At 46.2% G+C, this 24,664-nt stretch carries 20 protein-coding genes; 14 read left to right on the top strand and 6 right to left on the bottom strand.

What is annotated here, in order from left to right; all coding sequences use genetic code 11:
- Positions 1-169: 169 nt before the first annotated feature.
- Complete coding sequence (locus MN210_RS01715; protein ID WP_338412451.1) at positions 170-1,816, bottom strand: sensor histidine kinase; 1,647 nt, start codon at positions 1,814-1,816, stop codon at positions 170-172.
- A 113-nt stretch (positions 1,817-1,929) separates the two neighbouring features.
- Positions 1,930-2,601, bottom strand: coding sequence for a response regulator (locus MN210_RS01720; protein ID WP_338412452.1), 672 nt, complete (start codon positions 2,599-2,601; stop codon positions 1,930-1,932).
- Positions 2,602-2,947: 346 nt separating this feature from the next.
- On the opposite strand from MN210_RS01720, the gene MN210_RS01725 reads away from it, so the two are divergent.
- Positions 2,948-3,505, top strand: coding sequence for a Spy/CpxP family protein refolding chaperone (locus tag MN210_RS01725; RefSeq protein WP_110816038.1), 558 nt, complete (start codon positions 2,948-2,950; stop codon positions 3,503-3,505).
- A 152-nt stretch (positions 3,506-3,657) separates the two neighbouring features.
- On the opposite strand, the gene ygfZ is transcribed toward MN210_RS01725, so the two are convergent.
- Entirely contained in the window at positions 3,658-4,401 is a 744-nt protein-coding gene (ygfZ, locus tag MN210_RS01730) for a CAF17-like 4Fe-4S cluster assembly/insertion protein YgfZ (protein ID WP_110816039.1), read from the bottom strand.
- Positions 4,402-4,646: 245 nt separating this feature from the next.
- Between ygfZ and MN210_RS01735 the strand changes: the two genes are divergently transcribed.
- On the top strand, positions 4,647-4,997 hold the full coding sequence (locus MN210_RS01735; RefSeq protein ID WP_110816040.1) for a zinc ribbon domain-containing protein YjdM: 351 nt from the start codon (positions 4,647-4,649) through the stop codon (positions 4,995-4,997).
- A gap of 151 nt (positions 4,998-5,148) precedes the next feature.
- On the opposite strand, the gene MN210_RS01740 is transcribed toward MN210_RS01735, so the two are convergent.
- Positions 5,149-6,033 carry a DegV family protein gene (locus MN210_RS01740; RefSeq protein ID WP_155586659.1) on the bottom strand — a complete coding sequence of 295 codons (885 nt, stop codon included), beginning with the start codon at positions 6,031-6,033 and terminating at the stop codon, positions 5,149-5,151.
- Positions 6,034-6,358: 325 nt separating this feature from the next.
- Between MN210_RS01740 and ppk2 the strand changes: the two genes are divergently transcribed.
- The gene (gene ppk2 / locus MN210_RS01745; protein ID WP_011959613.1) at positions 6,359-7,468 is read left to right on the top strand and encodes a polyphosphate kinase 2; all 1,110 of its coding nucleotides are present in this window, start codon (positions 6,359-6,361) and stop codon (positions 7,466-7,468) included.
- A gap of 144 nt (positions 7,469-7,612) precedes the next feature.
- Here the strand turns inward: ppk2 and MN210_RS01750 are convergent, their stop codons facing one another.
- Together MN210_RS01750 and cydD are read right to left on the bottom strand one after the other, a co-directional pair.
- Entirely contained in the window at positions 7,613-9,430 is a 1,818-nt protein-coding gene (locus MN210_RS01750) for an amino acid ABC transporter ATP-binding/permease protein (RefSeq protein WP_338412453.1), read from the bottom strand.
- A complete protein-coding gene (cydD, locus tag MN210_RS01755; RefSeq protein ID WP_338412454.1) occupies positions 9,423-11,261 on the bottom strand; it encodes a thiol reductant ABC exporter subunit CydD in 1,839 nt (612 codons plus the stop codon). Before cydD ends, MN210_RS01750 begins: the two co-directional genes overlap by 8 nt.
- Before the next feature lie 657 nt (positions 11,262-11,918).
- On the opposite strand from cydD, the gene MN210_RS01760 reads away from it, so the two are divergent.
- The 11 genes from MN210_RS01760 (at position 11,919) to MN210_RS01810 (ending at position 24,639) form a co-directional block, all read left to right on the top strand.
- Positions 11,919-13,517 carry a cytochrome ubiquinol oxidase subunit I gene (locus MN210_RS01760; RefSeq protein WP_011959616.1) on the top strand — a complete coding sequence of 533 codons (1,599 nt, stop codon included), beginning with the start codon at positions 11,919-11,921 and terminating at the stop codon, positions 13,515-13,517.
- Positions 13,507-14,646 carry a cytochrome d ubiquinol oxidase subunit II gene (gene cydB / locus MN210_RS01765; RefSeq protein ID WP_110816044.1) on the top strand — a complete coding sequence of 380 codons (1,140 nt, stop codon included), beginning with the start codon at positions 13,507-13,509 and terminating at the stop codon, positions 14,644-14,646. The genes MN210_RS01760 and cydB overlap by 11 nt, the downstream gene beginning before the upstream one ends.
- 26 nt (positions 14,647-14,672) lie before the next feature.
- Positions 14,673-14,828, top strand: a complete 156-nt coding sequence (cydX, locus tag MN210_RS01770; RefSeq protein ID WP_011959618.1) for a cytochrome bd-I oxidase subunit CydX — start codon at positions 14,673-14,675, stop codon at positions 14,826-14,828.
- Positions 14,829-15,041: 213 nt separating this feature from the next.
- Positions 15,042-16,346 carry a glutamate-1-semialdehyde 2,1-aminomutase gene (gene hemL, locus MN210_RS01775; protein WP_338412455.1) on the top strand — a complete coding sequence of 435 codons (1,305 nt, stop codon included), beginning with the start codon at positions 15,042-15,044 and terminating at the stop codon, positions 16,344-16,346.
- 319 nt (positions 16,347-16,665) lie between these two features.
- On the top strand, positions 16,666-18,186 hold the full coding sequence (ppx, locus tag MN210_RS01780) for an exopolyphosphatase (protein WP_110816046.1): 1,521 nt from the start codon (positions 16,666-16,668) through the stop codon (positions 18,184-18,186).
- A 52-nt stretch (positions 18,187-18,238) separates the two neighbouring features.
- Positions 18,239-19,045: an acetyl-CoA carboxylase carboxyltransferase subunit alpha gene (locus MN210_RS01785; RefSeq protein ID WP_011959621.1), complete on the top strand. Its 807-nt coding sequence runs from the start codon at positions 18,239-18,241 to the stop codon at positions 19,043-19,045.
- A gap of 236 nt (positions 19,046-19,281) precedes the next feature.
- Positions 19,282-19,785, top strand: a complete 504-nt coding sequence (locus MN210_RS01790; RefSeq protein WP_241879271.1) for a winged helix-turn-helix domain-containing protein — start codon at positions 19,282-19,284, stop codon at positions 19,783-19,785.
- Between the two features lie 41 nt (positions 19,786-19,826).
- Complete coding sequence (locus MN210_RS01795) at positions 19,827-20,339, top strand: IS630 family transposase (RefSeq protein ID WP_303623974.1); 513 nt, start codon at positions 19,827-19,829, stop codon at positions 20,337-20,339.
- Positions 20,340-20,596: 257 nt separating this feature from the next.
- A complete protein-coding gene (locus tag MN210_RS01800) occupies positions 20,597-20,806 on the top strand; it encodes a cold-shock protein (RefSeq protein ID WP_011959622.1) in 210 nt (69 codons plus the stop codon).
- A gap of 325 nt (positions 20,807-21,131) precedes the next feature.
- The gene (locus MN210_RS01805; RefSeq protein ID WP_338412456.1) at positions 21,132-23,468 is read left to right on the top strand and encodes an FdhF/YdeP family oxidoreductase; all 2,337 of its coding nucleotides are present in this window, start codon (positions 21,132-21,134) and stop codon (positions 23,466-23,468) included.
- A gap of 31 nt (positions 23,469-23,499) precedes the next feature.
- Entirely contained in the window at positions 23,500-24,639 is a 1,140-nt protein-coding gene (locus MN210_RS01810; RefSeq protein WP_338412457.1) for a formate dehydrogenase accessory sulfurtransferase FdhD, read from the top strand.
- Positions 24,640-24,664: the final 25 nt, after the last annotated feature.

Here is a 24,664-nt window from a genome sequence, read left to right on the forward strand (position 1 = left end):
ACCAGAGCAGGATGCTCGCTATGATTAACTATTCTAGGATGGGGTAGCTAATATAGACTGTCAGGAGGACTAACAGCAAAAGCCGCATAGCGAAAGTTATGCGGCTTTGTTGTGTCTACTGCTTTTATTTGTAGCTTTAGCCTACGATTCAATGGCTACGATTCAAGGGCTACGATTCAAACGTGCTGTGAATAGGTAAAATGGCCTCAATAACCAGACCGGAGTGTCCATCTTGGCGATTGTAAGCGACCAGTGTGCCTTGATGCGCGATGACAATGGCATGAGCTATTGCCAAACCCAATCCATATCCACTGTATTTTTGCGGCGAATTGACAGACGCTGTGGGCGTTTGACTTAAGCGCTCTCGTGACGCACTAAGGCGCACAAACGGCTGAAAAATGCGTTGTAAATCGGTGTCTGCAACCCCATCACCAGCATCCATCACTTGCAGTTTTATGGCTGGGTTTTTTGTCTTTTCATCGATGATTGACTGCAGCACCACGGTCACAACTGAATTTGGCGCTGTGTGAGTATAGGCATTACGGATAATGTTCTCAAATGCGCTGTGTAGCTGCTCTTGATCACCTAGTAGGGTGTAAGCTGTAGCTTGACGGCTGATTGCAGCTGATCGTGATTCATGACTTGAGCTGACAGCCGAGGGCTTAGGGTGTGAGGACGTACTGAGGCCTAAGATAGTGGGTGATGTTTGCCACTGCCAGGTGACCCCTTTATCTTGAAACTCAAAGCAAACATCTTCTCTTATTTCATCGAGCAGTGCATACAAGTTCACCGGCTGATAGGCTTCAATATCCAAAGCATACTGACGCATCTGTAGTGACTGAATACGAATGATGTGCTCGATAAGCTCATTCATCCGTGCTGACTCTTTTTCGATTCGATCCAAATAATGACTGGCCTCAGGCGCAAAGTCGCGCGTGAGTTCTGTGGCCACCTCTAATCGAGCCAGCGGCGAGCGCAGCTCATGAGATATGTCACTGAGCATCTGCTTACGCGCAAGCTCACTGTCAGCTAGGCGAGTCGATAGCTTAGAGACATCCTTAGCCAGTGCCCCAAGCTCATCATTGCCCAAGTCGGTCAGCTCCTCACCAGCCTTAAATCGGCCTTCACTCATTAAGTGCACCGCCTTTTGTAATCTATGAATACGGCGGGTGAGTGCCTGACTGAGCCAATAACACACTAAAATACTAAACACCAAAATAAGCACCACTCGGATTAAAGTATGGTCCTTACGCAGTGAAGCCAAATCACGCAGCGACAATCGAGGCTGCAGCTGCACGGTGTAAGTTTGACCACTGGCAGAGGTCACGGTAGTGTCTTGAAGCTCTGGGTAATTTAGCACGTCTGCGCTGACCTGTTGCCAAGATGGCTCAGATAAGGGGGGTGGTAATTCTGGAGGTGGACTGCTATGAGAGTCCCTATCTGGCGGGGAAGGAGGGCCTAAAGGCTCATGCTCAGAGCGAAAGCGGCCAAACTTTGGAAATAAAATTTGTCCTTGTTGATCGATAATACGCATTTGCGCCATGAGCCGGCGCTCGTCACGATACAGTTGGCGTACTGTGTCTAAATCATCCTCGCTTAACGCCGCCATAGTATTTTGACGAGCAACAAGCAAGCGTGCTATCTGTAATTGCATCCGGTTATTGAGCTCTTTGGCATTCATCCAGCGTTCAATACCCACAGACAGGGCTGAGGTCAGCAGCAAGATGGTGAGCATGCTCAAAAAAAGCCGCCAAAATAAGGTTAGGGGCTGGTTAAGCTTATGATGCAAAGGTGGTTTGGTAGTAGAGTTACTCATGAAAACCTACGGATTAAGAGACTAGAGAGCTAAAAACATCAAAAAATAAAAGCAGTGACTTTAGATGTAGGGTGAATGGACGCCAACATAAAGCCGTAACCGGTAGCATAAGATTATAAAACCAGTTGGTAGCCTTTACCGCGCACCGCTTTTATTGGGTCTTCATGATAAGGTTGTAGTTTTTTTCTAAGCCGTGAGACATGCACATCTAGACTTCTATCTAAAGGCTGTAGCTCGCGCTGTAGCACAGTTTGTGACAGCCACTCCTTACTTGCCACACTGCCTTGCTGCTGTAATAAGGCCACCAACAGGTCAAACTCAGTTCCGGTTACTTGCAGCGTCTCGCCATCTACCGTGCAGATACGGTGCACTTGATCCAACTGTAGGCGCTCATGCTCCAGCGGTACAATATCGCTTTGCTGCATAGTGGTGCGTTTGATAACAGCATTGATGCGAGCCAACAACTCACGTGGATTACAAGGCTTGGCAATATAATCATCTGCGCCCAGCTCAAGGCCAATGATACGGTCAATTTCATCACCTTTAGCCGTGAGCATAATAACGGGCGTCTGGGTCAGAGTCGGTAATTGACGCAGCACATTTAACCCATCAATCTTGGGCATCATGATATCTAACACGATTAAATCATAAGGCTGAGATTTTATCTTATTGAGCACCTGTTCCCCGTCATAAGCGCAGTCACAGCGGATACCGTGATTGGTCAAGTACTCCTGTAACAAATCGGTCAGCTCTTTATCGTCATCGCCTAATAAAATATGTGTCATACAAAATTCCTAAAAAGTGAGTCAATAAGCGTCTACAAAAAGAGGCTTGTCTGAGCAAAACCGCAAAATCAGCCTGTGCCTAGAATACTAAACATGGCTCTTAGCACAAGCAAGTGCGATGAGAAGTATTGTTGCAATTGTTACCTTTCTTAAAGTTTCATCAACCTACGTTACGTTGGATTGACTTATTATGGCACACATAGACAGCAGGCCTGCTCTGAGCGACCCGTGTAACCGGCCTATTTAATCACTTATTACGCCAGTTATTTAATGTGTAGATAACGATGAGACAAGTGCTAGATAGTAAGCTTGGCCCACCAACAAATAGTAAATTATGGAGATTCATATGAAAAAATTCGTACTAGGTTCAGTATTGGCCCTATCAGGTAGTTTGGCAATGGTAGGCTGCACGCAAGCCAGCGCTGTTTCAGAGTCACAAGCCAATCCAGCCACTCAAATGCAGCATAAACAAGGTGGCCATGGTCAGTATAAAGGCCATAAAGGTGGTCACGAAATGGGCCGTATGGGCAAAAAAGGTGCAGGTTTTGAGAAGCTAAACCTAACTGAGCAGCAAAAAGCACAGATGCAGGCTTTAAGAAAAGCGCAAATGGAAAAACGTCAAGGTGAGCGTGCACAGCGTCAAGCACAGATGCAGCAGACCCGTGCTCAAACCGAAGCTTTGATTAACAGTCCTACTATCAATGCCACTGCCTTAAACACGCTAGCCGATCGGCAGGCGGCCATCGCTAAGCAGCAGTTCGTTGAGCGCATTCAAGCTCAGCACGCAATGGCACAAATCTTAACCCCTGAACAAAAAGCGACGCTAAAACAGATGCGTGAAGAGCGTCAAGCTAAGTTCAAAAACAAAGCCAAAGGCGAGCACAAAGGCCAAACCGCTCAATAATTAAGGTTAGACAATGGGATTAGCTGAGCTCATTGGGTTAATTTTGATACAATCTAGCTAACAAAAAGCGATCCTCGGATCGCTTTTTATGGTATCTGACCTGAGTCAGCTTAGATCTGATAGCTTAGACAGTGGCCTAAGCGGTGCTTGGCTTAAGCGTCACGTGCCACGCTAGCTTGTAGCGCTGGTGGTAAGTCCAATACGTGTAACTGCTGCGCCTGCTCAAGCTGTTCTGGACGCGCCACTACTAAGGCCTCATAGCCTGAACCATCGGCCAAATCAATGGCATTAACCACCTGAATTTTGTCCAAGCTCTCGCCTGCTTTGGGGGCAGCTCCTGTGCCTTTTACTCGGTGCAAGAAGGCTTTTGGCGCCGCTTTAAAGTAAATACGGGCGATGACCTCTTGGCCCAAATAACAGCCTTTGTCATAGTCTACGCCGCCACGCTGATGCAAGCGTAGCTCTTGCGGCTGAAATAACGTCTGAGTTGCCTCAGTAATCCAGTAGTTACCAGTAGCGATACTGGCAGACATCCAATCGGTCATGTTCTGCTCATCAGCGTTTTCGCTAAAGGTGGGCTGTGCTTGTCCTGCTTCATCCCCCACATAGGGATAGATGTCGATGGGCTCTGAGATAGTAAATTTAGAGAAGGCACCAAATTTTTTTAGATGCGCCTGAAGCGGTGCTAAGCAATCACTGCTGATGACGATATCAAATTGTTTGTCATCTTGTTTTTTTATCCAAAGTCCAAATTCAATGCGGCCTTTGAGATTGGCGATGGCCGCCGGCTGATAGCTTGCAGTGAGCCTATTAACGTTTACTGTGATCTGGCTTTGAAGAAATTTTGCAGCATCATCACCTTGTAGCGTGATTTGCTTAAAGCTTAAGTTACTCATAACTCTATCCTTTTTAGTAGATGTCTTATTTAGTGAACTGGATTTAATAGATATTTTGTTTGAGGTTTATTCAGCTGTGTACTGGCATCTTTTATTATAAGCGGTTTAATGGGTAATGACAGTTTGGGGTATTGAGAGATTAATTTTGGCAACGCTGAGATATTTCAACCGCTGTTTGAGCAAAATTTTGTGGTTTGCGCTACAATACTAAGCGAAATTAATTCAATGATTCAAATGAGGATAAAATGAGCTTACCTAATTGCCCTAATTGTGATTCTGATTTAACGTATGAAGATGGCGCTTTATTGGTGTGTCCTATGTGTGCCCATGAATGGACAGCTGCCGAAGCAGACGGTAACAGTGCAGAGACTGAAAACGTTATCCGTGATGCCGTAGGTAATGAGCTACAAGATGGCGACGCTGTAACTGTTATCAAGGACTTAAAGGTAAAAGGGTCATCGACACCGCTTAAAGTGGGAACCAAAGTAAAAAGTATTCGTCTCATCCATGACGCGCCTGATGATCATGACATCGACTGCAAAGTAGAGGGCTTTGGTCAAATGAAGCTTAAGTCATCTGTGGTGAAAAAAGCCTAGTCTTAACTGCCTTATCGTGTCATGACAGGCACCGATACTTATACCCTCAAAAAACCTCGTTACGATGAACTGACCCCCAAATCTTGGACGGTTTAGTTCAGTCTTGGCGAGGTTTTTTAGTTGTCGTATCTGATTGTCTAGTATTACAAGCTTAAAATTTAGCAAACAACTTGGCAGCAGAGGGCACATCGCCTTCAAAGACACACAGGCCTAAGCCGCTAGGGCCATGATTGGCTAAGGATATGGCGGATACTGGCAATACCGCAATGTCTGTCACGCCTGTTTTTTGCTTGAGCATCGCAATAAAACGGCTATCTAAATCGGGTCGTCCGGCGCTTAGGACATAAGCGAAAGAATCGGCGCGCGGTATCACGTTTTCAAACTGGTTGACCATATATTCAAAGGCTTTGTCTATTTTGCGGATTTTGCTAATCGGTACCACGTCACCTGCATCAGAGACTTGCAACACCGGCTTGATGCTAAATAAATTGGCAAAAAATCCTGCTGTGGTAGACACCTTTTTGTTTTTTATTAAGTAGGATAAATCATCGGCAGCAAATAGCATATGATGGCTGCGGCGTAGGGCATCTAAGCGTGAGGCGATGTCTTGCATAGCATAGTTTTGCTGCATCAAATAATCTGCTTCTAAGGCAAGTAGCGCTTCACACGCATTCAAATCCTTAGTGTCATAGACGTAGATGTCCATGCTGTCTTTAAAGCTTTGGGCGACCTCACTGATAATCTGATAGCTGTCACTAACCTGTGATGATAAGGTGGTGATAAACACCTCCTTTACGCCTTTATTTTGTAAGCCGCTTAGCATCATAGCCACTTCATGCGCAGGCGCTGGAGAGGTGTGTACTGGGGAATGGCTCACCTCATTCATAAGATGCTGCAAGCGCTCGCTACTGATATTTTTTCCATCAATAAATTCAACATTATTGACGTGTATGCGTAACCGAATAAGCTCAATGTTATGTTTGATATCCATATCATCAAGCCCAGAGGAGGATGTGCTTAAAACAATGCGACTCATAGGGGCACCTAGTATTTCCATAATCGAGATAAAGCGCTCATTGCTTTGGATTATAGAGGGTTAAATTCAGTTCGCATAGAGGCAACACCAAGCAGCCATACTCATTATCAGCATTTCATTGGCTTCTAGCTGCTTAACGACGCTATGTTAGCGGTTAAAATTTAGCTTGATAGTTTAAACCATAAAATTTTTAAGGGTTTAGTTGAGATAAGCATAAAACATGTAATGAGTAGTAGGATTTGATAATAGCCACTATAAATACTTGCTATAATAATTAAATAAAACTATGTAATGTTTTTTTTAAAGCTAACAGCAAGGGGCGACTATGTCAAAAAAAAGTAATAAGTCTGAGAAAATTAGCGACGCTTATGTGACCAATCCCAAAAAGATTGAAAAGTATGAAACCCAAAAGAAAAAAGACAGCTCACGTATAAAGACCAAAGAAGTCATTGATCAGGTACTGCTAAAACAACTAGCAGAGGGCAATATCGAGGCGATATCAGATCGCATTCAATCGCTCATTCATGATGCTTCTCCAGATGACCTAGAAAAGCTAAAAAATCTATTTGCCAATCATGCGTTGGCCAATGCTGTCAAAACAGGCACCAAAAGAGACGATGAGTTATCTGATAACTGGCGTGAAGGCGGCTATCCTTATAAAAACCGCTTATCGCGTAAAAACTACGAAAAACAAAAGTATCACCTGCAAGTTGAGCTCTTAAAGCTACAAAAATGGGTGCGTGAAAATGACAAAAAAGTGGTCATTATCTTTGAGGGGCGTGATGCGGCGGGTAAAGGCGGTTCTATCAAGCGCTTTATGGAGCATTTAAACCCTCGTAGCTCACGAGTTGTGGCGCTAGAAAAACCCACCGAGCGTGAGATGGGGCAGTGGTACTTCCAGCGCTATGTGCAGCATTTGCCCTCAGCTGGAGAGATGGTGTTCTTCGACCGCTCATGGTACAACCGCGCTGGCGTTGAGCGGGTAATGGGCTTTTGTACGGAAGAAGAGTACGCTACTTTTATGCGCCAAACTCCTGAGTTTGAGAAACACTTAATTGACTCGGGCATTCATTTAATCAAGTTTTGGTTCTCAGTGAGCCGTGATGAGCAGCGTCGCCGCTTTGCTCAGCGTGAAGCACATCCCTTAAAGCAGTGGAAGTTATCTCCCATTGATTTGGCTTCACTGGATAAATGGGATGAATACACTTTGGCCAAAGAAGCCATGTTCTATAATACTGACACCGCAGAATCCCCTTGGATTGTCATCAAGTCAGATTGTAAAAAACGTGCCCGTCTTAATGCCATGCGCTATGTGTTAAATAGACTTCCCTACGATGGCAGAGACAAGAGTCAGGTGGGGAATGTTGATCCGCTTATTGTCGGTCGTGCAGGTGCATTATATGAATTGGGAGAAAAATCGGACCTAGAGATTTAAAACAAATTGGTCGAAGTCCCACCACCTTACAGGTGGTGGGATGAAGGCCATAAGATAAATATGATAAATACGATAGATACGATAAAAGATTAAATTCGCCCGTATCTGAGTCAACATAGCAATTGGCCAAGCCCAGCAGCTGGCTTAAAGCTGGGTCTCAGGTAGGCTGATGCTGTCACAGAGCCCCATATCCCACTGATGATGGCTGACCACAATAAGTAGGTTTTGCTGTTGATGCTCACGCACGTTTTGCCACAGCTGTGCTCTGGTAGGCGCATCAAGACCTGCAAAAGGCTCATCTAATAATAGTACGCGACGCGGCTTTAACAGCAGACGCGCTAAAGCAATGCGGCGTGCTTGCCCGCCTGAGATGGCGGCACCATATTCGCCCAAAGCGGTGTCCAGCCCTTGTGGCTGCGCTTGTAGCCAGCCCAGTAGCCCCACCTTATCTAAGGCGGCGATTAGCTCTTCATCACTGGCTTCAGGTTTGCCTAGGCGCAGGTTGGCCGCCAAGCTTTGATCAAAGATATCAAGCTGCTGTCCTAAGTAGCCCAATTGGTCTTGCCAGTCATACTCAAACCAGTTTTTACCATTTAACTGAATCTCACCTGACTGCAGCGGCAGCTCACCAGCTAAGGCTTGCAGCAGGGTCGATTTACCACAGCCAGAAGGGCCTTTGATAATCAACGGCGTACCTGAGTTGACCGTCACACTCACCTCTTTTGCCCCGACTAAGGCCCCTTCAATCTTTGCTGAGACATAAATCAGCTCAGCTTGTAACGGCGCTTGGGGTAAGCGGTGCAGCGGCTTGGGTGCAGAGGTAGAGACCGTGCCAGTGTTAGTGTTAGTGTTAGTGTTAGCGCCAGCTTGGCCAGTTTGATTGGGGGTAGGGGTCGGCCTTGAGCTTGATAACAAATCATTTAGCCGGTCTTTGGCAGCGATACTATTGCCTAAAGCCAAATAATGCTGACCCAGCGGCACGACAATCTCTTGAATACCGAGCAGCCCCAAGGTCACTGCCAATACCAATGGCACCTCAATCACCGATTGCAGCTTAGGCAGCAAGGTTGTCTCAGAGCCGCCTTGAGTGACGCTATAGATGGCGAACAATACGGTCAGCACTGCCAAATAAAACAGCCACTGAATCAGTAGCATATAAACAGAGCGGCGCTTTTGCGCTTGCCATTGTAGTTTTTGAAGCTGATTGTCTTGTGCCACATAGCCTTGAGTTTGCGTCTGCCACTGCTGCCAAAGTAGCAGCTGGGTGATAATGGCCAGCGGCGATAGCAGCTGCTGGCGACGCGCTTCAGAGACTTGAGATAACTGCTTGGCCTGAGCGATGCCGTTATAACTGGCCAGTAAGGCAATCACTAGGCTTAAAGCCAGCAGCACATAAATAATGAGCTTAAAGCTTGACGCAATCGGAAGTGCCCAGCCTATAAAAAGCCCCAATAGCAATACGCTTAAGCCGCCAATCAGCCAAGGCGAGATAACGCGTAAGATAAATTCGTCCAACTTATCGATGTCGCTGACCAATCGGTGCATATATTGTGAGGCTTGTAGGGCACTGCGCTGCTGAGTAAGCGGTAGTGCAGCTAAGCGGTTAAAAAAGCGAAGGCGCAGCGTTTTTAATAAATCAAACACCGCATGGTGTGACACCATCAGCTCGCCATAGCGCCCAGCAGTACGTGCCATGGCCAGCATCCGGATAATGCCGGCCGGCAGCATATAGTTAAAGCTGTGCGAGCCGACTGCAATCATTCCAGCCAGCGCCGCACCCGTAATAAACCACCCAGAGATCATCAGCAGCGCTATCATAGATAATGCAGTGATCAGCCCTAAGCCCCAAGAGATGAGCCATAAGTCAAACGAGGGCTTGAACATATCTCGAAGACGAAAAGCAGGGGCGTGGCGGGCTGCGCTATCAAGCTCGCTGTGTGAGCGCATCGGATGTTTAGTCATGGTCTGCTCCTTGTGCCACACTTGCTGTAACCGGAGCGCTGATGGCAATCACCTTATCCAGCCAAGGCAGCTGTTCTTTGGCGTGGGTGACCCAAATCACCGTTTTACCGAGGCTCACGTGCTGCAAAAGCTGATGAATGCGCTGCGCCGTATCAGGATCTAGATGTTCGGTAGGCTCATCAAGCAGCCACAAGCTGTCGTTTCTTAATAACAACTGAGCGATGCCCAGCCGCTGCTGTTGTCCCCCAGATAATCCCTGTCCTCGCTCGCCTAACAAGGTGTCCATGCCTTGTGGTAGTCGTTCAATTAATGACCACAGCTCAACTTGTTTGAGTACTTCAATCAACTGAGCATCGCTGGCATCAGGATTGGCAAGACGTAGGTTTTGAGCAATGCTTAGCGGCATCAGCGCCACTTGCTGAGCCAAATATCCAAGCTTTCGGTGTAACTGCTCCGGCGCGATGTGCTGTAAGTTTTGACTAAAATTCTCAGCAGCATTATAAAGGGTGATATCACCTTGGTAGCTGACAAAGCCCATCAAAGCCTGTAACAGGCTTGACTTACCGCTGCCGCTTTCGCCCACTAAGGCCACGCGCGCTCCCGGCTCTATCTCTACCGTTAACGGCGCCAGACGGCTGCGATATACAGCAGCCGTACAGTCATTATCAGCTAAGGGCGCTGAATCCTCCTGTGGCGCTTGGATATCCACCACCGCTGTCTGAATACTAACCTTACTTAACTGTAGGCCAAAGCTTTGCGGTAATGTCGTGGTAGAAGTAGGGGGTGTGTTTGGCTGTTGAGGGATAACGACAGCATTGGCAGATTCGGCCGCGTTAATAATAGGTAGCAAGCTTTGGACAGCGCCTTCTGCTTCAGCTTTGGCGTGATAGTCTGCGCCCAATTGACGCAGCGGTACATAAAACTCAGGTGCCAGCAGCAAGATGAATAAGGCACCGAAGTAAGGTACTGGCACATCACCTTTATCCCACGGCAAAATGCCCATTAGCCCAAAGCCTAAATAGACCGCGACCAAGGCAATGCTGAGCGCTGCCAAAAGCTCAAGCACCGCCCCATTTAAAAAGGCAATCTTTAACACATCCATGGTGCGGCGGCGATAGTCTTCGCTGCTTATAGCCAAATCATGCTCAGCAATAGGTGTCGCTTGTAGCCGCTTAAGGGTGGGCATACCGCGGATCCAGTCCAAAAACCGGCCGCTTAATTGCGACAGGGCGCCAAACTGAGCGGCGCTTTTGCGGGCAGTTAAATGGCCAATTAAAATCATAAATATAGGCACCAAAGGCGCGGTCATCAATAACAAGGCTGCGGCAAATTTGCTTTGCCAAGCCACAGCGACAAGCAAGATAAGTGGGGTGCTGACCGTGACTTGTTTTTGGACACTAAAGCGGCTGATAAATCCATCTAAGGCATCGGTCTGATCAATGATTTGGCTAGAGAGGCTGCCATCACTGCCGAAGTGGCGCAGATTGGGTCCAAGCTTGGCCATAGTGATAAGTAGCGAGCTGCGTAAATCACTGCGCACTTGTAAGCTTGCCTGAGTGCTGAGCAGCTCACGTCCAGTATTGAGCAGTGGGCGCAGGGCAAAGCAGATGATCAGCCCCACAAACCAGCTGCCCGACACCCCGCTTGATAACGGCACTTGATTAAAATAGTTGCTCAACCAATGGCTAAATAAACTGGCCAATAGCCACGCTTGCCACACAAATAATAAGCTGCTGATAACCGTCAGTAGCCACGCCATCGTTAACGGGCGACGCACTGTATTTACCAGCTTTTTTAAAAAGTCTTTTTCGGCAGTAGAAAGTGTTGCCATAGTGTCATCAATCTTAGGTAAGAAAACAGAAAGTTACTAAATACAAAACATAAAAGAGAAGGGCGTAAATTAGGTATAACATTTACCAATTATTGTAAGCTTACTGCAATCAAAAGCAAATGTAGCCACTGTGTGCTAATGTATCTAAGTTATTGATAATATAAGAGTGTAGAAAATTTAATAATTATTAGCCGAAGTCGCAGATACATAAAAGGCCAAACCAGCCCTAGCGAAACATTATATAATTATGTATTATATCCCCAGATTAATTCCATAATTAAAATATGGTTTTCAAAGAATGAGCCATTCAGCTCATTGTCTGGCCAACAATCAAGTTAAGTTTCTTAAATAGTATTGATAAATATATTTTATCAGTACCCAAGCTGTATAGGCGTATAGTGTAGTAAAAGGTTTGCCTGTTTACCATTTGAGTTTAGTAAGGTGAGTGGGTAATGTTTTAGTATTTTCCTGACATCTAACGATTCTGAAAGATGTTAAAAATTATGGGTAACGCAGGATTGATCACTCAGTTGGTTTTTAGTGCATAGTAGGATGAGTAATTAGGGCGGATGAGCAAGGATGTGAGTGGACAGTGGGCCCTATGTTGTGCAGCTCAAATGATGGTGTGAATTAGTCCTTCTTTTTAGGAGGTTTGGTATGATTACTGAACATCTCGTTGATATATCCCGCTTGCAATTTGCGGTAACAGCGCTTTACCACTTTTTATTTGTTCCGTTAACCTTGGGTATGGTTTGGATTCTGGTGATTATGGAGTCCGTCTATGTCACAACCGGTAATCCAATCTGGAAGGACATGACCAAATACTGGGGAAAGCTCTTTGGTATTAACTTCGCTTTAGGGGTGACCACAGGGATTACCATGGAGTTCCAGTTCGGGACCAACTGGGCCTATTATTCTCATTACGTTGGGGACATCTTCGGTGCGCCACTGGCCATTGAGGGTCTTATGGCCTTCTTCTTAGAATCTACCATGGTGGGCCTATTCTTCTTCGGTTGGGATAGACTCTCGCGCGCTCAGCATTTGATTGTCACTATGCTAATGGCGCTTGGTACCAACTTGTCTGCGCTGTGGATCTTGATTGCCAACGGCTGGATGCAAAGCCCTGTAGGCGCATCATTTAGCTACGAAACCATGCGTATGGAGATGGACAGCTTCGCAACCATCTTATTTAACCCTGATGCCCAAAACAAATTCGTACATACGGTATCAGCCGGTTATGTCACCGCCTCTATGTTCGTTTTATCCATCTCAGCTTTATACCTACTACGCAAACGTGACGTGCCTTTTGCCAAGCGTAGCTTTCAGGTAGCCTCAGCCTTTGGTATGGCTTCAATCTTAAGTGTTATCGTGTTGGGTGATGAATCAGGCTACTCTATTGGCGCCGCTCAGCAAACCAAGATGGCGACCATTGAAGCCATGTGGCACACCGAGCCTGCCCCTGCGTCCTTTAACCTGATTGCAGGTATTAATGAAAAAGAGCAAAAAAACGATTGGCAAATCCAAATTCCTTATGCGATGGGCATTATCGGTACGCGATCTTTAGATAAAGAAATCCCAGGTATTCATGAGATTAAAGAGGTCAACCGAGGCCGCATTATGAATGGGATGCAGGCAGTGGACTTACTTGAGCAGCTACGTGAAAATCCACAAGATGCCGCCTTAAAGACCCAGTTTGAAGCGGTAAAAGAAGACCTAGGCTTTGGCTTATTGCTTAAAAAATACACCGAAGATGTCACTCAAGCTACCCCTGATATGATCCAAAAAGCGGTGGATGACACCATTCCAGCGGTGAAGCCTATGTTCTGGTCATTCCGTGGTATGGTGGGGCTAGGCTTCTTGATGCTGGCGTTATTTGCAGTGAGCATGTGGCATACCATTAAAGGCAACTTTGCAGAAAAAACTTGGCTATTAAAGTGGGCGGTAATTATGTTGCCTGCACCTTGGATTGCCATTGAGCTTGGTTGGTTCGTGGCCGAGTATGGCCGTCAGCCTTGGACTATTTATGGGGTACTTCCGACCTATTTATCAGTAACTAACTTCAGTGTGGCCAACGTTTATGGCTCATTGGCAGGCTTTGTCGGTTTTTATACCATCTTGCTAATTATCGAAGTCTATCTGATGGTGAAGTATGTCAAGCTAGGCCCAGCCAGTTTAGGCACCGGCCGTTATGATGGGGAAACCCCACGTAATGTGACCCCAGTGCATAGCAATAAGGAGGTCAACGATGTTATTTGATTATGCAACTTTAAAATTAATCTGGTGGCTATTGGTTGGCGTATTGCTTATCGGCTTTGCCATTATGGATGGTCACGACATGGGCGTAGGCTCCTTACTGCCTTTCGTTGGTAAAAATGATGACGAGCGCCGTGTGGTAATTAACAGTATCGGTGCTCACTGGGAAGGCAACCAAGTGTGGTTCATTACCGCCGGTGGTGCACTGTTTGCCGCTTGGCCTATGGTTTATGCTTTAGCCTTTAGTGGGTTTTATTGGGCGATGATGGCGGTACTTTGGGCGCTGTTCTTCCGTCCTGTGGGCTTTAAATACCGCAACTTGGTCAAGGATCAAAGATGGCGTAATGCTTGGGACTGGGGTCTGTTTGTCGGCTCGTTTGTGCCAGCAGTGGTCTTTGGTGTGGCCTTCGGTAACTTATTCTTAGGCGTGCCTTTTAGCTTCGATCAAATGATGCGCTCTACCTACACAGGTAGCTTCTTCCAGCTATTAAACCCCTTTGCTTTATTGTGTGGTCTGGTCAGTGTGACCCTATTAATCATGCAAGGCGGCGCATATTTGGCACACCGTACCGAAGGCGTTATCCAAGATCGCACGGTCAAATACGCGATGATTTCAGCGATAGTCATGGTGGTGTTGTTCGTGGGTGCAGGCGTGTGGATCCAATCTATTGATGGCTACGCGATTACCTCTCAGATTGATCCAGCTGCTTTGGCCAATCCTTTGACCAAAGAGGTGGTGGTACAGCCGGGTGCATGGATGGCAAACTATGCAAAATACCCAATGGCTTGGGCTTTCCCAGCACTGGGTATCATTATGCCACTATTGACCGCTGTGCTCTTAAAAGCGCGTAAGACATTGACCGCTTTTGTTACCTCAAGCTTGGCCATTGTTGGGGTTATCATGACCGCAGGCGTCTCACTATTTCCGTTTATCATGCCATCATCGACTACCCCCAATGCCAGCTTAACCATCTGGGACAGTGTCTCAAGTCACTTAACGTTAATGGTGATGTTGTATGTCGTGGTGCTGCTACTGCCCATAGTGGTGTTCTATACCAGCTGGGCGTATAGCGTGATGCGCGGTAAAGTAACTGTGGCCTATATTCGCGAAAACGATCACACTTCGTACTAAGCTATCTACTTATCTAGGAGAAAATTATGTGGTATTTTGCATGGATATTAGGGCTTGGATTCGCTGTGTTATTGGCGATTGTCAATGCCGTTTGGCTTGAGCATGAGCAAGGCCGCCTTGACTCTTATAAACCCAAGCCTAAACCGAGTGAAAACCCAAATTTGAACAAAACGCTTAAATAAGCGCTAAGCTCAAATAAAGGTTAAATCGACAAAGATACAAAGTGGGCTCATCAGAGCTCACTTTTTTTTGTTAAGATAGTCGACATAAGTATTGATGCCCTTTTTTTCGCCCCTGTTTTTAGAACCGTAACCTTTAAAATCAAAAAAGATAATAAGGTTTTTTTATCCATAAAATTAAGAGTGACTGTAATGAGTGAGACTATGAATATAAAAATGAGTACAAAGAACGAACAACTTTTTTTGCAAGCCAAAAAACACATTCCAGGTGGGGTAAACTCTCCTGTGCGCGCTTTCGCTGGCGTGGGCGGCACACCAGTATTTATGCACAAAGCAGCGGGTAGCAAAATCTATGATACCGAAGACAATGAGTATATTGATTATGTCGGCTCATGGGGCCCTATGATCTTGGGTCATGCCCATCCTAAAGTGATTGAAGCGGTAAAAGCTGCGGCCGATGATGGTCTAAGCTTTGGTACCCCAACCACGTTTGAGACCTCAGTGGCGGACATCATTTGTGATATCGTTCCAAGTGTTGAGATGATTCGTATGACCAGCTCTGGCACAGAGGCCACCATGAGTGCCATTCGTTTGGCTCGTGGCTACACTGGCCGTGACAAGACTGTTAAATTTGAGGGCTGTTATCATGGTCACTCAGACAGCCTATTAGTAAAAGCGGGCTCTGGCATGTTAGATATTGGCGAGCCTACCTCACAAGGGGTGCCTGCAGACTTTGCCAAGCACACCATCACCTTGCCATACAATGACCCACAAGCGATTAAAGACTGCTTTGAGAAATGGGGTGATGAGATTGCCTGTGTGATTGTTGAGCCTATTGCGGGCAACATGAACATGATCGTACCGAGTCAAGAATTCCACGATACTTTACGTGCGCAGTGTACTCAAGGCGGCGCTGTGTTGATTTTTGATGAAGTAATGACGGGCTTTCGCGTGGGCCTAAAAGGCGCTCAAGCACACTTTGGTATTGAGCCAGATTTAACCTGTTTTGGTAAAATCATCGGTGCTGGCCTGCCAGTAGGTGCCTTTGGTGGTAAGCGTGAAATCATGGAGTGTATAGCACCTATGGGCGGCGTGTATCAAGCAGGTACGCTGTCAGGCAACCCATTGGCGATGCGTGCCGGTATCGCTATGTTTGAAGATTTAACTGTGGAAGGCTTCTATGAGGGCGTGGCTGATAAAGTCACTTATCTGGTAGAGGGTATCCAAGCGGCGGCACACAAGCATGGCATTAAGCTACGCTCAACTAAGCTTGGCGGTATGTTTGGCCTGTTCTTCGTCAAAGATGAGGCCACGGGTGTTCCCCAAAACTTCGATGAGGTGACCGCTTGTGATATGGATAAATTTAACACCTTCTTCCATGGTATGTTAGATCGTGGTATTTATCTGGCACCATCGGCTTATGAAGTGGGCTTTATGTCTTCAAAACACACGACCGAAGACTTAGATGCGACCATCAAAGCCGCTGATGACGTGTTCGCTGAGATGTCAGCTGCGTCATAAATCGCTGATGCGCTGTTGGGCCTTTTTTGTTCTAGTCGCTTGCATGTTTTTTGCGGATTGGAATAAAAAAGGCCTTTTTTTTAAAGCGGTAATAGGCGCTTTGAAAAAAGGATTTTTGCTTAAATGTAAATGGACTTGGCCAATTATATTAAGACTTTGGTAGAATGGGGCAAGGCTTCGTTCTAGATTGGTATAATTGGCCCATAGTGCTGATTTAAAACTGCCAAAATAGGGCATGATTTAATTCAAAACATGATTTAATTCAAAAATAGCCACTAACTTTTAATCGTTGCATTCACTTAAGGTAAGACACCCGCCTATGCCAAATAACTTTTTAGCGAATGATGAACTCATGGCGGCCATTGATATTGGCTCAAACAGCTTTCACCTTGCTATTGCTCGCTTAGATCATGGAGAGGTGCGCAAAATTGCCTCTATGTCTGAAAAAGTGCAATTGGCTGCCGGCCTGGATAAAAATAAAATCTTGAGCGAAGACGCTCAGCAGCGTGGACTAGAGTGCTTGGCCAGGTTTATGGGGCGGCTTGATTCAGTATCGCCTGATAGACTGCGTATTGTCGCCACCAACGCCTTGCGTCAGGCCAAAAACTCTGATGAATTTATCCGCCGTGCCAATGAAATCTTACCAAAGCCCATTGAAATCATTGCTGGACGAGAAGAGGCACGCTTGATCTATTTGGGTGTGTCGCACACCAATGCCAGTAGTGATAAGCGCTTGGTCATTGATATCGGTGGGGGCTCAACTGAGTTTATCATTGGTCAAGAGTTCGATCCATTATTGACCGAAAGTCTACAAATGGGCTGTGTGGCCTATACCCAGTGGTTCTTTGAGTCTGGCGATATTACCGAAAGCGCTTTTCAAGAAGCCATAGCCGATGCGCGCAAAGAGATTTTACGCATTAGCACCACCTATCAAAGAACCGGCTGGACCAGTGTGGTGGGCTCAAGCGGTACGATTAAAGCTGTGCGTAATGTCTTGGTCTCTCAAGGTTGGTCGGATGAGCAAGAGCGCATTACCTACCAAGGTGTGAAAAACCTACAAAAGCATTTACTAAAAATTGGCCGTGTAGAAGACATTGATTTAGAAGGGGTAAAAGAGCACCGTAAAGCAGTATTCCCTGCTGGTGTGGCGGTACTGCGTGCGGCGATGAAGGTACTGGGTATTGAAACCATTGCCTACTCAGATGGGGCGCTGCGTGAAGGGGTGATGTATGATATGCTCGGCCGCTTCGCTAGTGAAGATGTGCGTGATCGCAGTGTACAGGCATTAATTGAGCGCTATTCTGTTGATAAAAGACAAGCTCAGCGCGTGGTGAAAAGCTGTGAGAACCTCTATGATCAGACCCATGACGCTTTAGGGCTAAGCGGCGAAGACAATGACCTGCTGCGCCGCACCGCGTATTTACATGAGATTGGTCTGGCAATCAGTCATAGCGGCTATCATCATCACAGCGCCTATTTGCTGCTGCATTCAGATATTCCTGGATTCTCCCAAGTGGATCAAGGCCGAATGTCACAGTTGGCACGCAATCACAGACGCAAACTAAAAACCGAAAATTTTGAACAAGCGCTGGAAGTAGGGGGCCCGAGTTTGGTATATTTGTGCCTCTTATTAAGGCTGGCCGTGTTGGTACATCGTAGCCGTAATGATCTAGATAAAAGTGCGCTCAAACTGACAGTTATTGATAAAAATCACTGGCAAGTTAGTGTAGAATCGGACTCCGAAGATTATGCGTTACTGGTATTTGATCTAAAAGACGATATTGATCAATTTAAAAAGTGGGGCGTTGAGCTTAGTGTGACTTGTGCTGGCGCCTACTAATCCATCAAACATCACACTATAAAATAATATAATTATAATTTAAGGATAAATCATGAGTTCTGTTTGGGAAAGTGTTGGACTGGCAAGGCATGCAAAGCGCCCGCTATTTTTAGACTATGTGAGTCAGCTATTTACTGAGTTTGATGAGCTGCATGGCGACCGCGCTTTTGCTGATGATAGAGCCGTTATAGGCGGGCTGGCCCGTTTTAATGGTGAGCCGGTATTAATTATCGGTCAACATCGAGGTCGCAGCACCCGTGAGCGTATCGCCCACAACTTCGGTATGGCCTATCCTGAAGGCTATCGTAAGGCCATTCGCTTAGTCAAGCTTGCTGAGCGCTTCAACCTACCCGTAATGACCTTTATCGATACCCAAGGTGCTTATCCGGGTGTGGGTGCTGAAGAGCGCGGTCAGGCTCAGGCCATTGCCGAGAGTATTGCCACTTTTAGTAGTCTAAAGACGCCAATTATTGTCACCATTATTGGTGAAGGTGGCTCAGGTGGTGCATTGGCTATTGGTGTGGGTGATAAGGTAAATATGCTTGAGCACAGTATTTACTCGGTCATCTCACCAGAGGGCTGTGCTTCTATTTTATGGAAAACTGCCGAAAAAGCCCCTGAAGCTTCTGAAGCACTGAAGCTCAATGCAAGTAACTTGTATAATATGGGCTTGATTGATGCCATTATTCCAGAAGGGGAAGGCGCGCATGTTGATGCCAAACCAGTTATGGAAAAATTACAAAAACTGCTTACTGAGCAGTTAGCAGAGCTAAAACAGCTAGACAGTGTCAGCTTAGTTGAGCAGCGTTATCAGCGTTTAAAAGGCTTTGACTCTACTTTAAATTTAGTAGAAGGCTAAATTAACTGACGCCATGTGATGACAGCCCATCTGCTTAAGCAAAAGTGAGGTCACAGGCTTTTTTACGGTATTAACATTAGGGTATTAATATCATTAGGGTATTAATATATAGTTAGATGCGTTAAGACAGGCTTAGGCCTGTCTTTTTTTTTGCCTAAAAACCCGTGTTAGAGTAATAATACCAATTCTAAGAAATAAGGTACAATACAACCAACTCAACAACATAATAGAATCATATGCCGAAAAAGACCCCTAGAAATCATAAACTCACAGACCACGATTTTCTGCAATTGTCTAAAACAGAAGGCAAGGCCAGAGCGCGAATCAGACTACTCATGCTGCATCAACTGAGTCAAGGTCATCCTATAGCGACCGTCGCAGAGAACTTTGGCTATAACCCTAGAAGCGTCTATACCATAAGAAGGAAATACTGGTTGCATGGTATCACTAGTGTCTATGACGCAGCTGGCAGAGGCAGAAAGAGTCTTTTAGCAGAAAAAGACATAGAACCATTCAAACAAGCGATAGTAGAAGCTCAGCAGCAAAGAGGTGGTGGTAGGCTCACCGCAAAAGACATCGCACAAATCGCCAAGGAGCAATTTAACGCCAACTATACCCCTAAAGCGATCTACCCTCTCATGAAACGTATTGGTATGAGCTGGATATCTGCGCGTAGTCAGCATCCTAAGGCAGATCCTAAAGTTATGGAGGCATATAAAAAAACTTCCTTGAGCAGGTAAAGCAAGTTCTACCTGATGGTGTTGATATCAAGCAAGTTGATATATGGTTTCAGGATGAAACACGTATTGGACAACAAGGTTCTATCACAAGGGTTTGGCACTATAAAGGACAAAGACCTCGAATAGTCAGGCAACAGCAGTTTGAATCGACTTATCTGTTTGGTGCCTTTAATCCGGCGACAGGTGAGAGTGTTGGACTTGTTCTACCTTATGTGAATAAGCAAGCCATGGGATTGCATATGGAGGAAATTAGTAAAGCTGTTCCTGAAGGTCGGCATGCCGTGGTGGTTATGGATGGGGCGCTATGGCACCAACCAAGCTTGGATAAAGATAATGTGACCATGCTTAAATTGCCTCCCTACTCACCTGAACTTAACCCTGCTGAACAGGTATGGCAGTACCTTAAACAGCATTGGTTATCTAATCGCTGTTTTGAGAGTTATGATGTGATTGTCGATGCGGCATGTGACGCTTGGAATGCATTGTGTAATGAGACTAACTTAATTAGGTCTATCACTCAGCGGGAGTGGTGCGATTTGAGTGTTATTTTTTAGAATTGGTATAAATACAACGGTCTAGGTTATATTTTTAAAATTTTTTTAAATTTAATCGGTATTATTTTAAGTTATTTTAAAATAAAGCTTGCTAAAGGGGAGTTGTCACCCTATACTAGGCTCCTGCTTGAGAGAAGCCCACAACAAATCATTACCTCGTAGTATTAGCATTAATCCTCCGTTTTAAGATTTACCGTAGTTGCTCAGAGCGTTACCGACCAAATTGGTCATTATGTTTTAAAATTAGGATTATATATATGTCAGATACTATCAAAGGTACAGTAAAGTGGTTTAACGAAGCTAAAGGTTTTGGCTTTATCGCTCCAGAAACTGGTCCAGACGTTTTCGCTCATTACAGCGAAATCGCAAGCTCAGGTTTCAAAACCTTAGCTGAAGGCCAAGAAGTTGAGTTCACCGTAACTCAAGGTGCTAAAGGCCCACAAGCCCACGGTATCACAGCTATCTAATTAGCGATGATGATTTAAAGTGGTGATCATTAAACACTCATTACTTTAGATGAATCAAAATTAGATGAATCAAAAAAAACGAGCCTTTGGCTCGTTTTTTTTCGTCTTAATTATTTATAATTTTCGGTCAAGGCCAGACAGTTTTGAAGATTTTTGTTAATCGACCTGCCAATATAAATACCGCCTTGTATACTGGTTAGTTAGCATATTGGCCAAATGGCCTTTAGCCAGCCTTTGTGTGAATACGACTCATACAATACAGTAAATATAAGGCGTTATACTAAACTTGGGTTAATAAACACTGTTTTTGGTAATAAGGATTGTTATGCGAAAGATACCGGTTTATAACCACCCCGCTGCGGGTTGGTCGGCGTTGATTGATTCTTCTCGTGTGCTTATGGATTATAAGGCTTTTTTGCGCGGCAGCTTAAGTGTGTTTGGCAGCAACCAGCCCAATGGCGGTTTTGATTGCCCAGGCTGTGCATGGCCTGATCACAAATCGCATAAGACCATAGATGTCTGCGAGACGGGCATTAAGGTATTAGCCAGTGAGGTCATGAGTGCTAAGGCCGATGCTGATTTTTTTGCCAAGCATACCGTCAGCGAGCTGCAAGGCTATAGTGGTCATGAGCTTGAACAAGTAGGTCGTTTGGCTCAGCCCTTACAATACGATGCCAGTCAAGATAGGTATGTCCCCATTGCGTGGGAGGCCGCTTTTGAGCGTGTGGCTGAATACTTACACCGTCTTGAGTCACCGCATCAAGCGATGTTCTATACTTCGGGACGAGTGACCAACGAGCCGGCCTTTTTATTTCAACTGTTTGTTCGCAGCTTCGGCACCAATAATTTACCTGATTGCTCAAACATGTGCCATGAGCCAACCTCAGTAATGCTCAGTCGTCAGCTGGGCGTGGGCAAAGCGACTGTAGTATTAGAAGATTTCGAGCAGGCCAAACTGATATTGATGTTCGGCCAAAACCCGGCTACCAATCATCCCCGTATGCTCGAGATGCTGGCACACGCTCATGAGCAAGGCTGCCGCATAATCTCGATTAATCCGATGCGCGAGCAAGGGCTTAGCCGCTTTAGAAATCCACAAAAAGTGACCCATATGGTCAGTGGTGGCAGTGACCCCATGGTAGATGAGGTCATCCAAATCCAAATTGGTGGTGATGTGGCACTGCTCACGGGCCTTACCAAATGGCTGATTGAGAATGACAACATAAACCATGAATTTATTGATCAGCATACCTCAGGCTTTGATGCCTTAAAAGCATGGGTTATGACCCAAAACTGGGCAGATATTGAGCGTGGCTGCGGCATTGACCAAGCTAAGATTGTGAGTCTTGCACAGCTGGTGGCGGATAGCCCCGCGACCATTTGCACTTGGGGTATGGGGATTACCCAGCACGTCCAAGGTGATGACAATGTGGCCATGATTACCAACTTGCTGCTTATGATGGGTATGATAGGCATAACGGGTGCCGGCGCTTCTCCGGTACGTGGCCACTCCAATGTGCAAGGCGATCGCACTATGGGTATTCATGAACGCCCATCTCAGGCGCTGTTAGACAGATTACAGCAGGTATTTGAGCGCCCGATGCCACAAGAGCACGGCTACGATGTGGTGTCCGGTGCTAAAGCCATGATACAAAAAAAGATAAAAGTATTTATGAGTATGGGTGGCAACTTCTCAGTGGCTGCGCCTGATACGCATGCCATCCAGCACGCTTTAACTGACAATCAGCTCAATGTCTTTGTGGGTACCAAGCTTAATGAAAGCATGCTGTATCCAGGCGAGGACAGTTTAATTCTACCGTGCTTAAGCCGCACTGAACGCTATATTACTAGCCGCGGAGAGCAGTTTGCCACTATTGAGGATTCGATGTGTCAAGTGGTCAGAACTCAAGGCCGCCTAAAGCCAATGAGCGATCATCTAAAGTCGGAGGCACAGATTGTGGCCGGTATAGCGAACGCCTTTTTTGGTAAAGACACCTCTATTAATTGGTCGATGATGGCAGAAGACTATGATGTGACACGCAATTATATTTCTCAGGCAATCAAAGGCTTTGAGAACTTTAATCAGCGCATTCGTGAAGTGGAGCGCGGATTTCATCTGTATCACCCAGCCCGTCATCATAAGTGGGAGACTGAGTCGGGTAAAGCGCAGTTTGAGGTGCCAAAATACGACATTACGTATGTGGCAGATGAGATGGCCAGCCAAGCAGATACCAAAGCGGATCCTGCCAGAGCGCAGATGGTCTGGCAGCTGACCACAGTACGCAGCCATGATCAGTTTAATACCACCATCTTTGGTCTTGAGGACAGGTATCGTCAGACCACGCATCGTGATGTGCTATTTATGCACCCTGATGAGATAAGCCGTCTGGGTTGGCAAGCGGGTGATAAAGTAGTGGTATCACGAGTCGACAGTCAAGGCGGCGCTCGCAGCTTAGGCCCTTTGGTATTGACCCAAATGGACATTGCGGCCAATGCGGTGGCGGCTTATTATCCTGAGTGTAATGACTTGATAGACTTAGACAGTCATGCCTTGGAGTCTTTAACGCCCTCCTACAAGTCGGTTACGGTTACCTTAAAAAAGGTAGACTTAGATGAACAACAACAAGCGATATCCGAGCCCAGCACTACAGCGACCGCTTAATGATGACCGATTTAACACTAATTAAGGCGATATGGACAATACAGCAGCACATTTTGACTCACAGATAGGCGTGCCGGCGGAGTTACAACGCCACTTGACTCGAGAGCACAGTGCGCAAATGCACCGTTTTACGCACAGTGATGAGGCGTCTATAGGTGGTGGCAGCTGTGTTAGCAGTCGTACCCCCACTAAAGATGCTCAGCCATTACAGATTGAGACCCATCTGGCTACGTTAGCAGTAGAGGCGGCAGTGGCTTTGGTCATCAATGGCATTCATTATGCGGTGCTGATGGCTAGCCCCGCTCAGCTTGAGCATCTGGCACTGGGGTTTTTGTACAGTGAAGGCTTGATACAGCACAGTGGTGAGCTGCTCGACTGGGAGATTACCGCCATTAATAGTGTTGAGGATTTACAGGCTTTCGCACCCGCAAAGGAGTCACGTCTTATTGAGTCACAAGCTGCCGTAAACTGGGCACATCTGCTCAGTGATTATGAAGCGTACGTCGTCACATTAGTGCTCAATCAGCGCTGCCATCAGCGTATTTTAGCGCAGCGCCGGCAACTGACTGGGCGTACAGGCTGCGGAATGTGCGGAATGACCGGATTGCAGCAGGCTTTGCCGGATCTAAGCGCCTATAGTCGTTATGCTACAAGCGATGAAGCATCAAGCTCCCCCAACTATCCAGTACAGCCTGTCAGCGTAGAGCAAGCGGCGTATGGTCGTGGTGATAACGCTATTAATGGCCGTGCTGATAATGGCTCGCCTAATAGCAGTGCCGACAAGCAGACACGTCCAAACCTAGAGCAGTTATTACAAATTAGAGCACTAATTGAGTCGACCCAAGCCACGCATCAGCTAACGGGCGCAGTACATGCAGCAGCAACTTGGTATCAAGGAGAGCTGTACTTGTTTGAAGATGTCGGTCGACACAATGCACTGGATAAGCTTATTGGGTGGCAGCTGCGCAATCAAGTGGCGTTAGAGTTTGTGGTCATGACCTCAAGACTGTCGATTGAGCTGGTTCAAAAAGCAGTGCGTTGTCGTCTGCCTTGGTTGGTTGGTATGTCAGCACCAACCAGTACTGCGGTACGGGTGGCACAGCGTTATGGGCTGGGCTTAGCCGGCTTTTTGCGAGATAATAGAGTGACTTATTATGGTGATAATGTGTAGGCGTGCTTTTTAAGCCGTTATTTTA

The organism is Psychrobacter raelei, from assembly GCF_022631235.3.
GTDB lineage: Bacteria > Pseudomonadota > Gammaproteobacteria > Pseudomonadales > Moraxellaceae > Psychrobacter > Psychrobacter raelei.

Coding starts and splice junctions, on each gene's coding strand:
- MN210_RS01715 (WP_338412451.1), bottom strand. CDS start 1,816: ATGAGTAACTCTACTACCAAACCACCTTTGCATCATAAGCTTAACCAG.
- MN210_RS01720 (WP_338412452.1), bottom strand. CDS start 2,601: ATGACACATATTTTATTAGGCGATGACGATAAAGAGCTGACCGATTTG.
- MN210_RS01725 (WP_110816038.1), top strand. CDS start 2,948: ATGAAAAAATTCGTACTAGGTTCAGTATTGGCCCTATCAGGTAGTTTG.
- ygfZ (WP_110816039.1), bottom strand. CDS start 4,401: ATGAGTAACTTAAGCTTTAAGCAAATCACGCTACAAGGTGATGATGCT.
- MN210_RS01735 (WP_110816040.1), top strand. CDS start 4,647: ATGAGCTTACCTAATTGCCCTAATTGTGATTCTGATTTAACGTATGAA.
- MN210_RS01740 (WP_155586659.1), bottom strand. CDS start 6,033: ATGAGTCGCATTGTTTTAAGCACATCCTCCTCTGGGCTTGATGATATG.
- ppk2 (WP_011959613.1), top strand. CDS start 6,359: ATGTCAAAAAAAAGTAATAAGTCTGAGAAAATTAGCGACGCTTATGTG.
- MN210_RS01750 (WP_338412453.1), bottom strand. CDS start 9,430: ATGACTAAACATCCGATGCGCTCACACAGCGAGCTTGATAGCGCAGCC.
- cydD (WP_338412454.1), bottom strand. CDS start 11,261: ATGGCAACACTTTCTACTGCCGAAAAAGACTTTTTAAAAAAGCTGGTA.
- MN210_RS01760 (WP_011959616.1), top strand. CDS start 11,919: ATGATTACTGAACATCTCGTTGATATATCCCGCTTGCAATTTGCGGTA.
- cydB (WP_110816044.1), top strand. CDS start 13,507: ATGTTATTTGATTATGCAACTTTAAAATTAATCTGGTGGCTATTGGTT.
- cydX (WP_011959618.1), top strand. CDS start 14,673: ATGTGGTATTTTGCATGGATATTAGGGCTTGGATTCGCTGTGTTATTG.
- hemL (WP_338412455.1), top strand. CDS start 15,042: ATGAGTACAAAGAACGAACAACTTTTTTTGCAAGCCAAAAAACACATT.
- ppx (WP_110816046.1), top strand. CDS start 16,666: ATGCCAAATAACTTTTTAGCGAATGATGAACTCATGGCGGCCATTGAT.
- MN210_RS01785 (WP_011959621.1), top strand. CDS start 18,239: ATGAGTTCTGTTTGGGAAAGTGTTGGACTGGCAAGGCATGCAAAGCGC.
- MN210_RS01790 (WP_241879271.1), top strand. CDS start 19,282: ATGCCGAAAAAGACCCCTAGAAATCATAAACTCACAGACCACGATTTT.
- MN210_RS01800 (WP_011959622.1), top strand. CDS start 20,597: ATGTCAGATACTATCAAAGGTACAGTAAAGTGGTTTAACGAAGCTAAA.
- MN210_RS01805 (WP_338412456.1), top strand. CDS start 21,132: ATGCGAAAGATACCGGTTTATAACCACCCCGCTGCGGGTTGGTCGGCG.
- MN210_RS01810 (WP_338412457.1), top strand. CDS start 23,500: ATGGACAATACAGCAGCACATTTTGACTCACAGATAGGCGTGCCGGCG.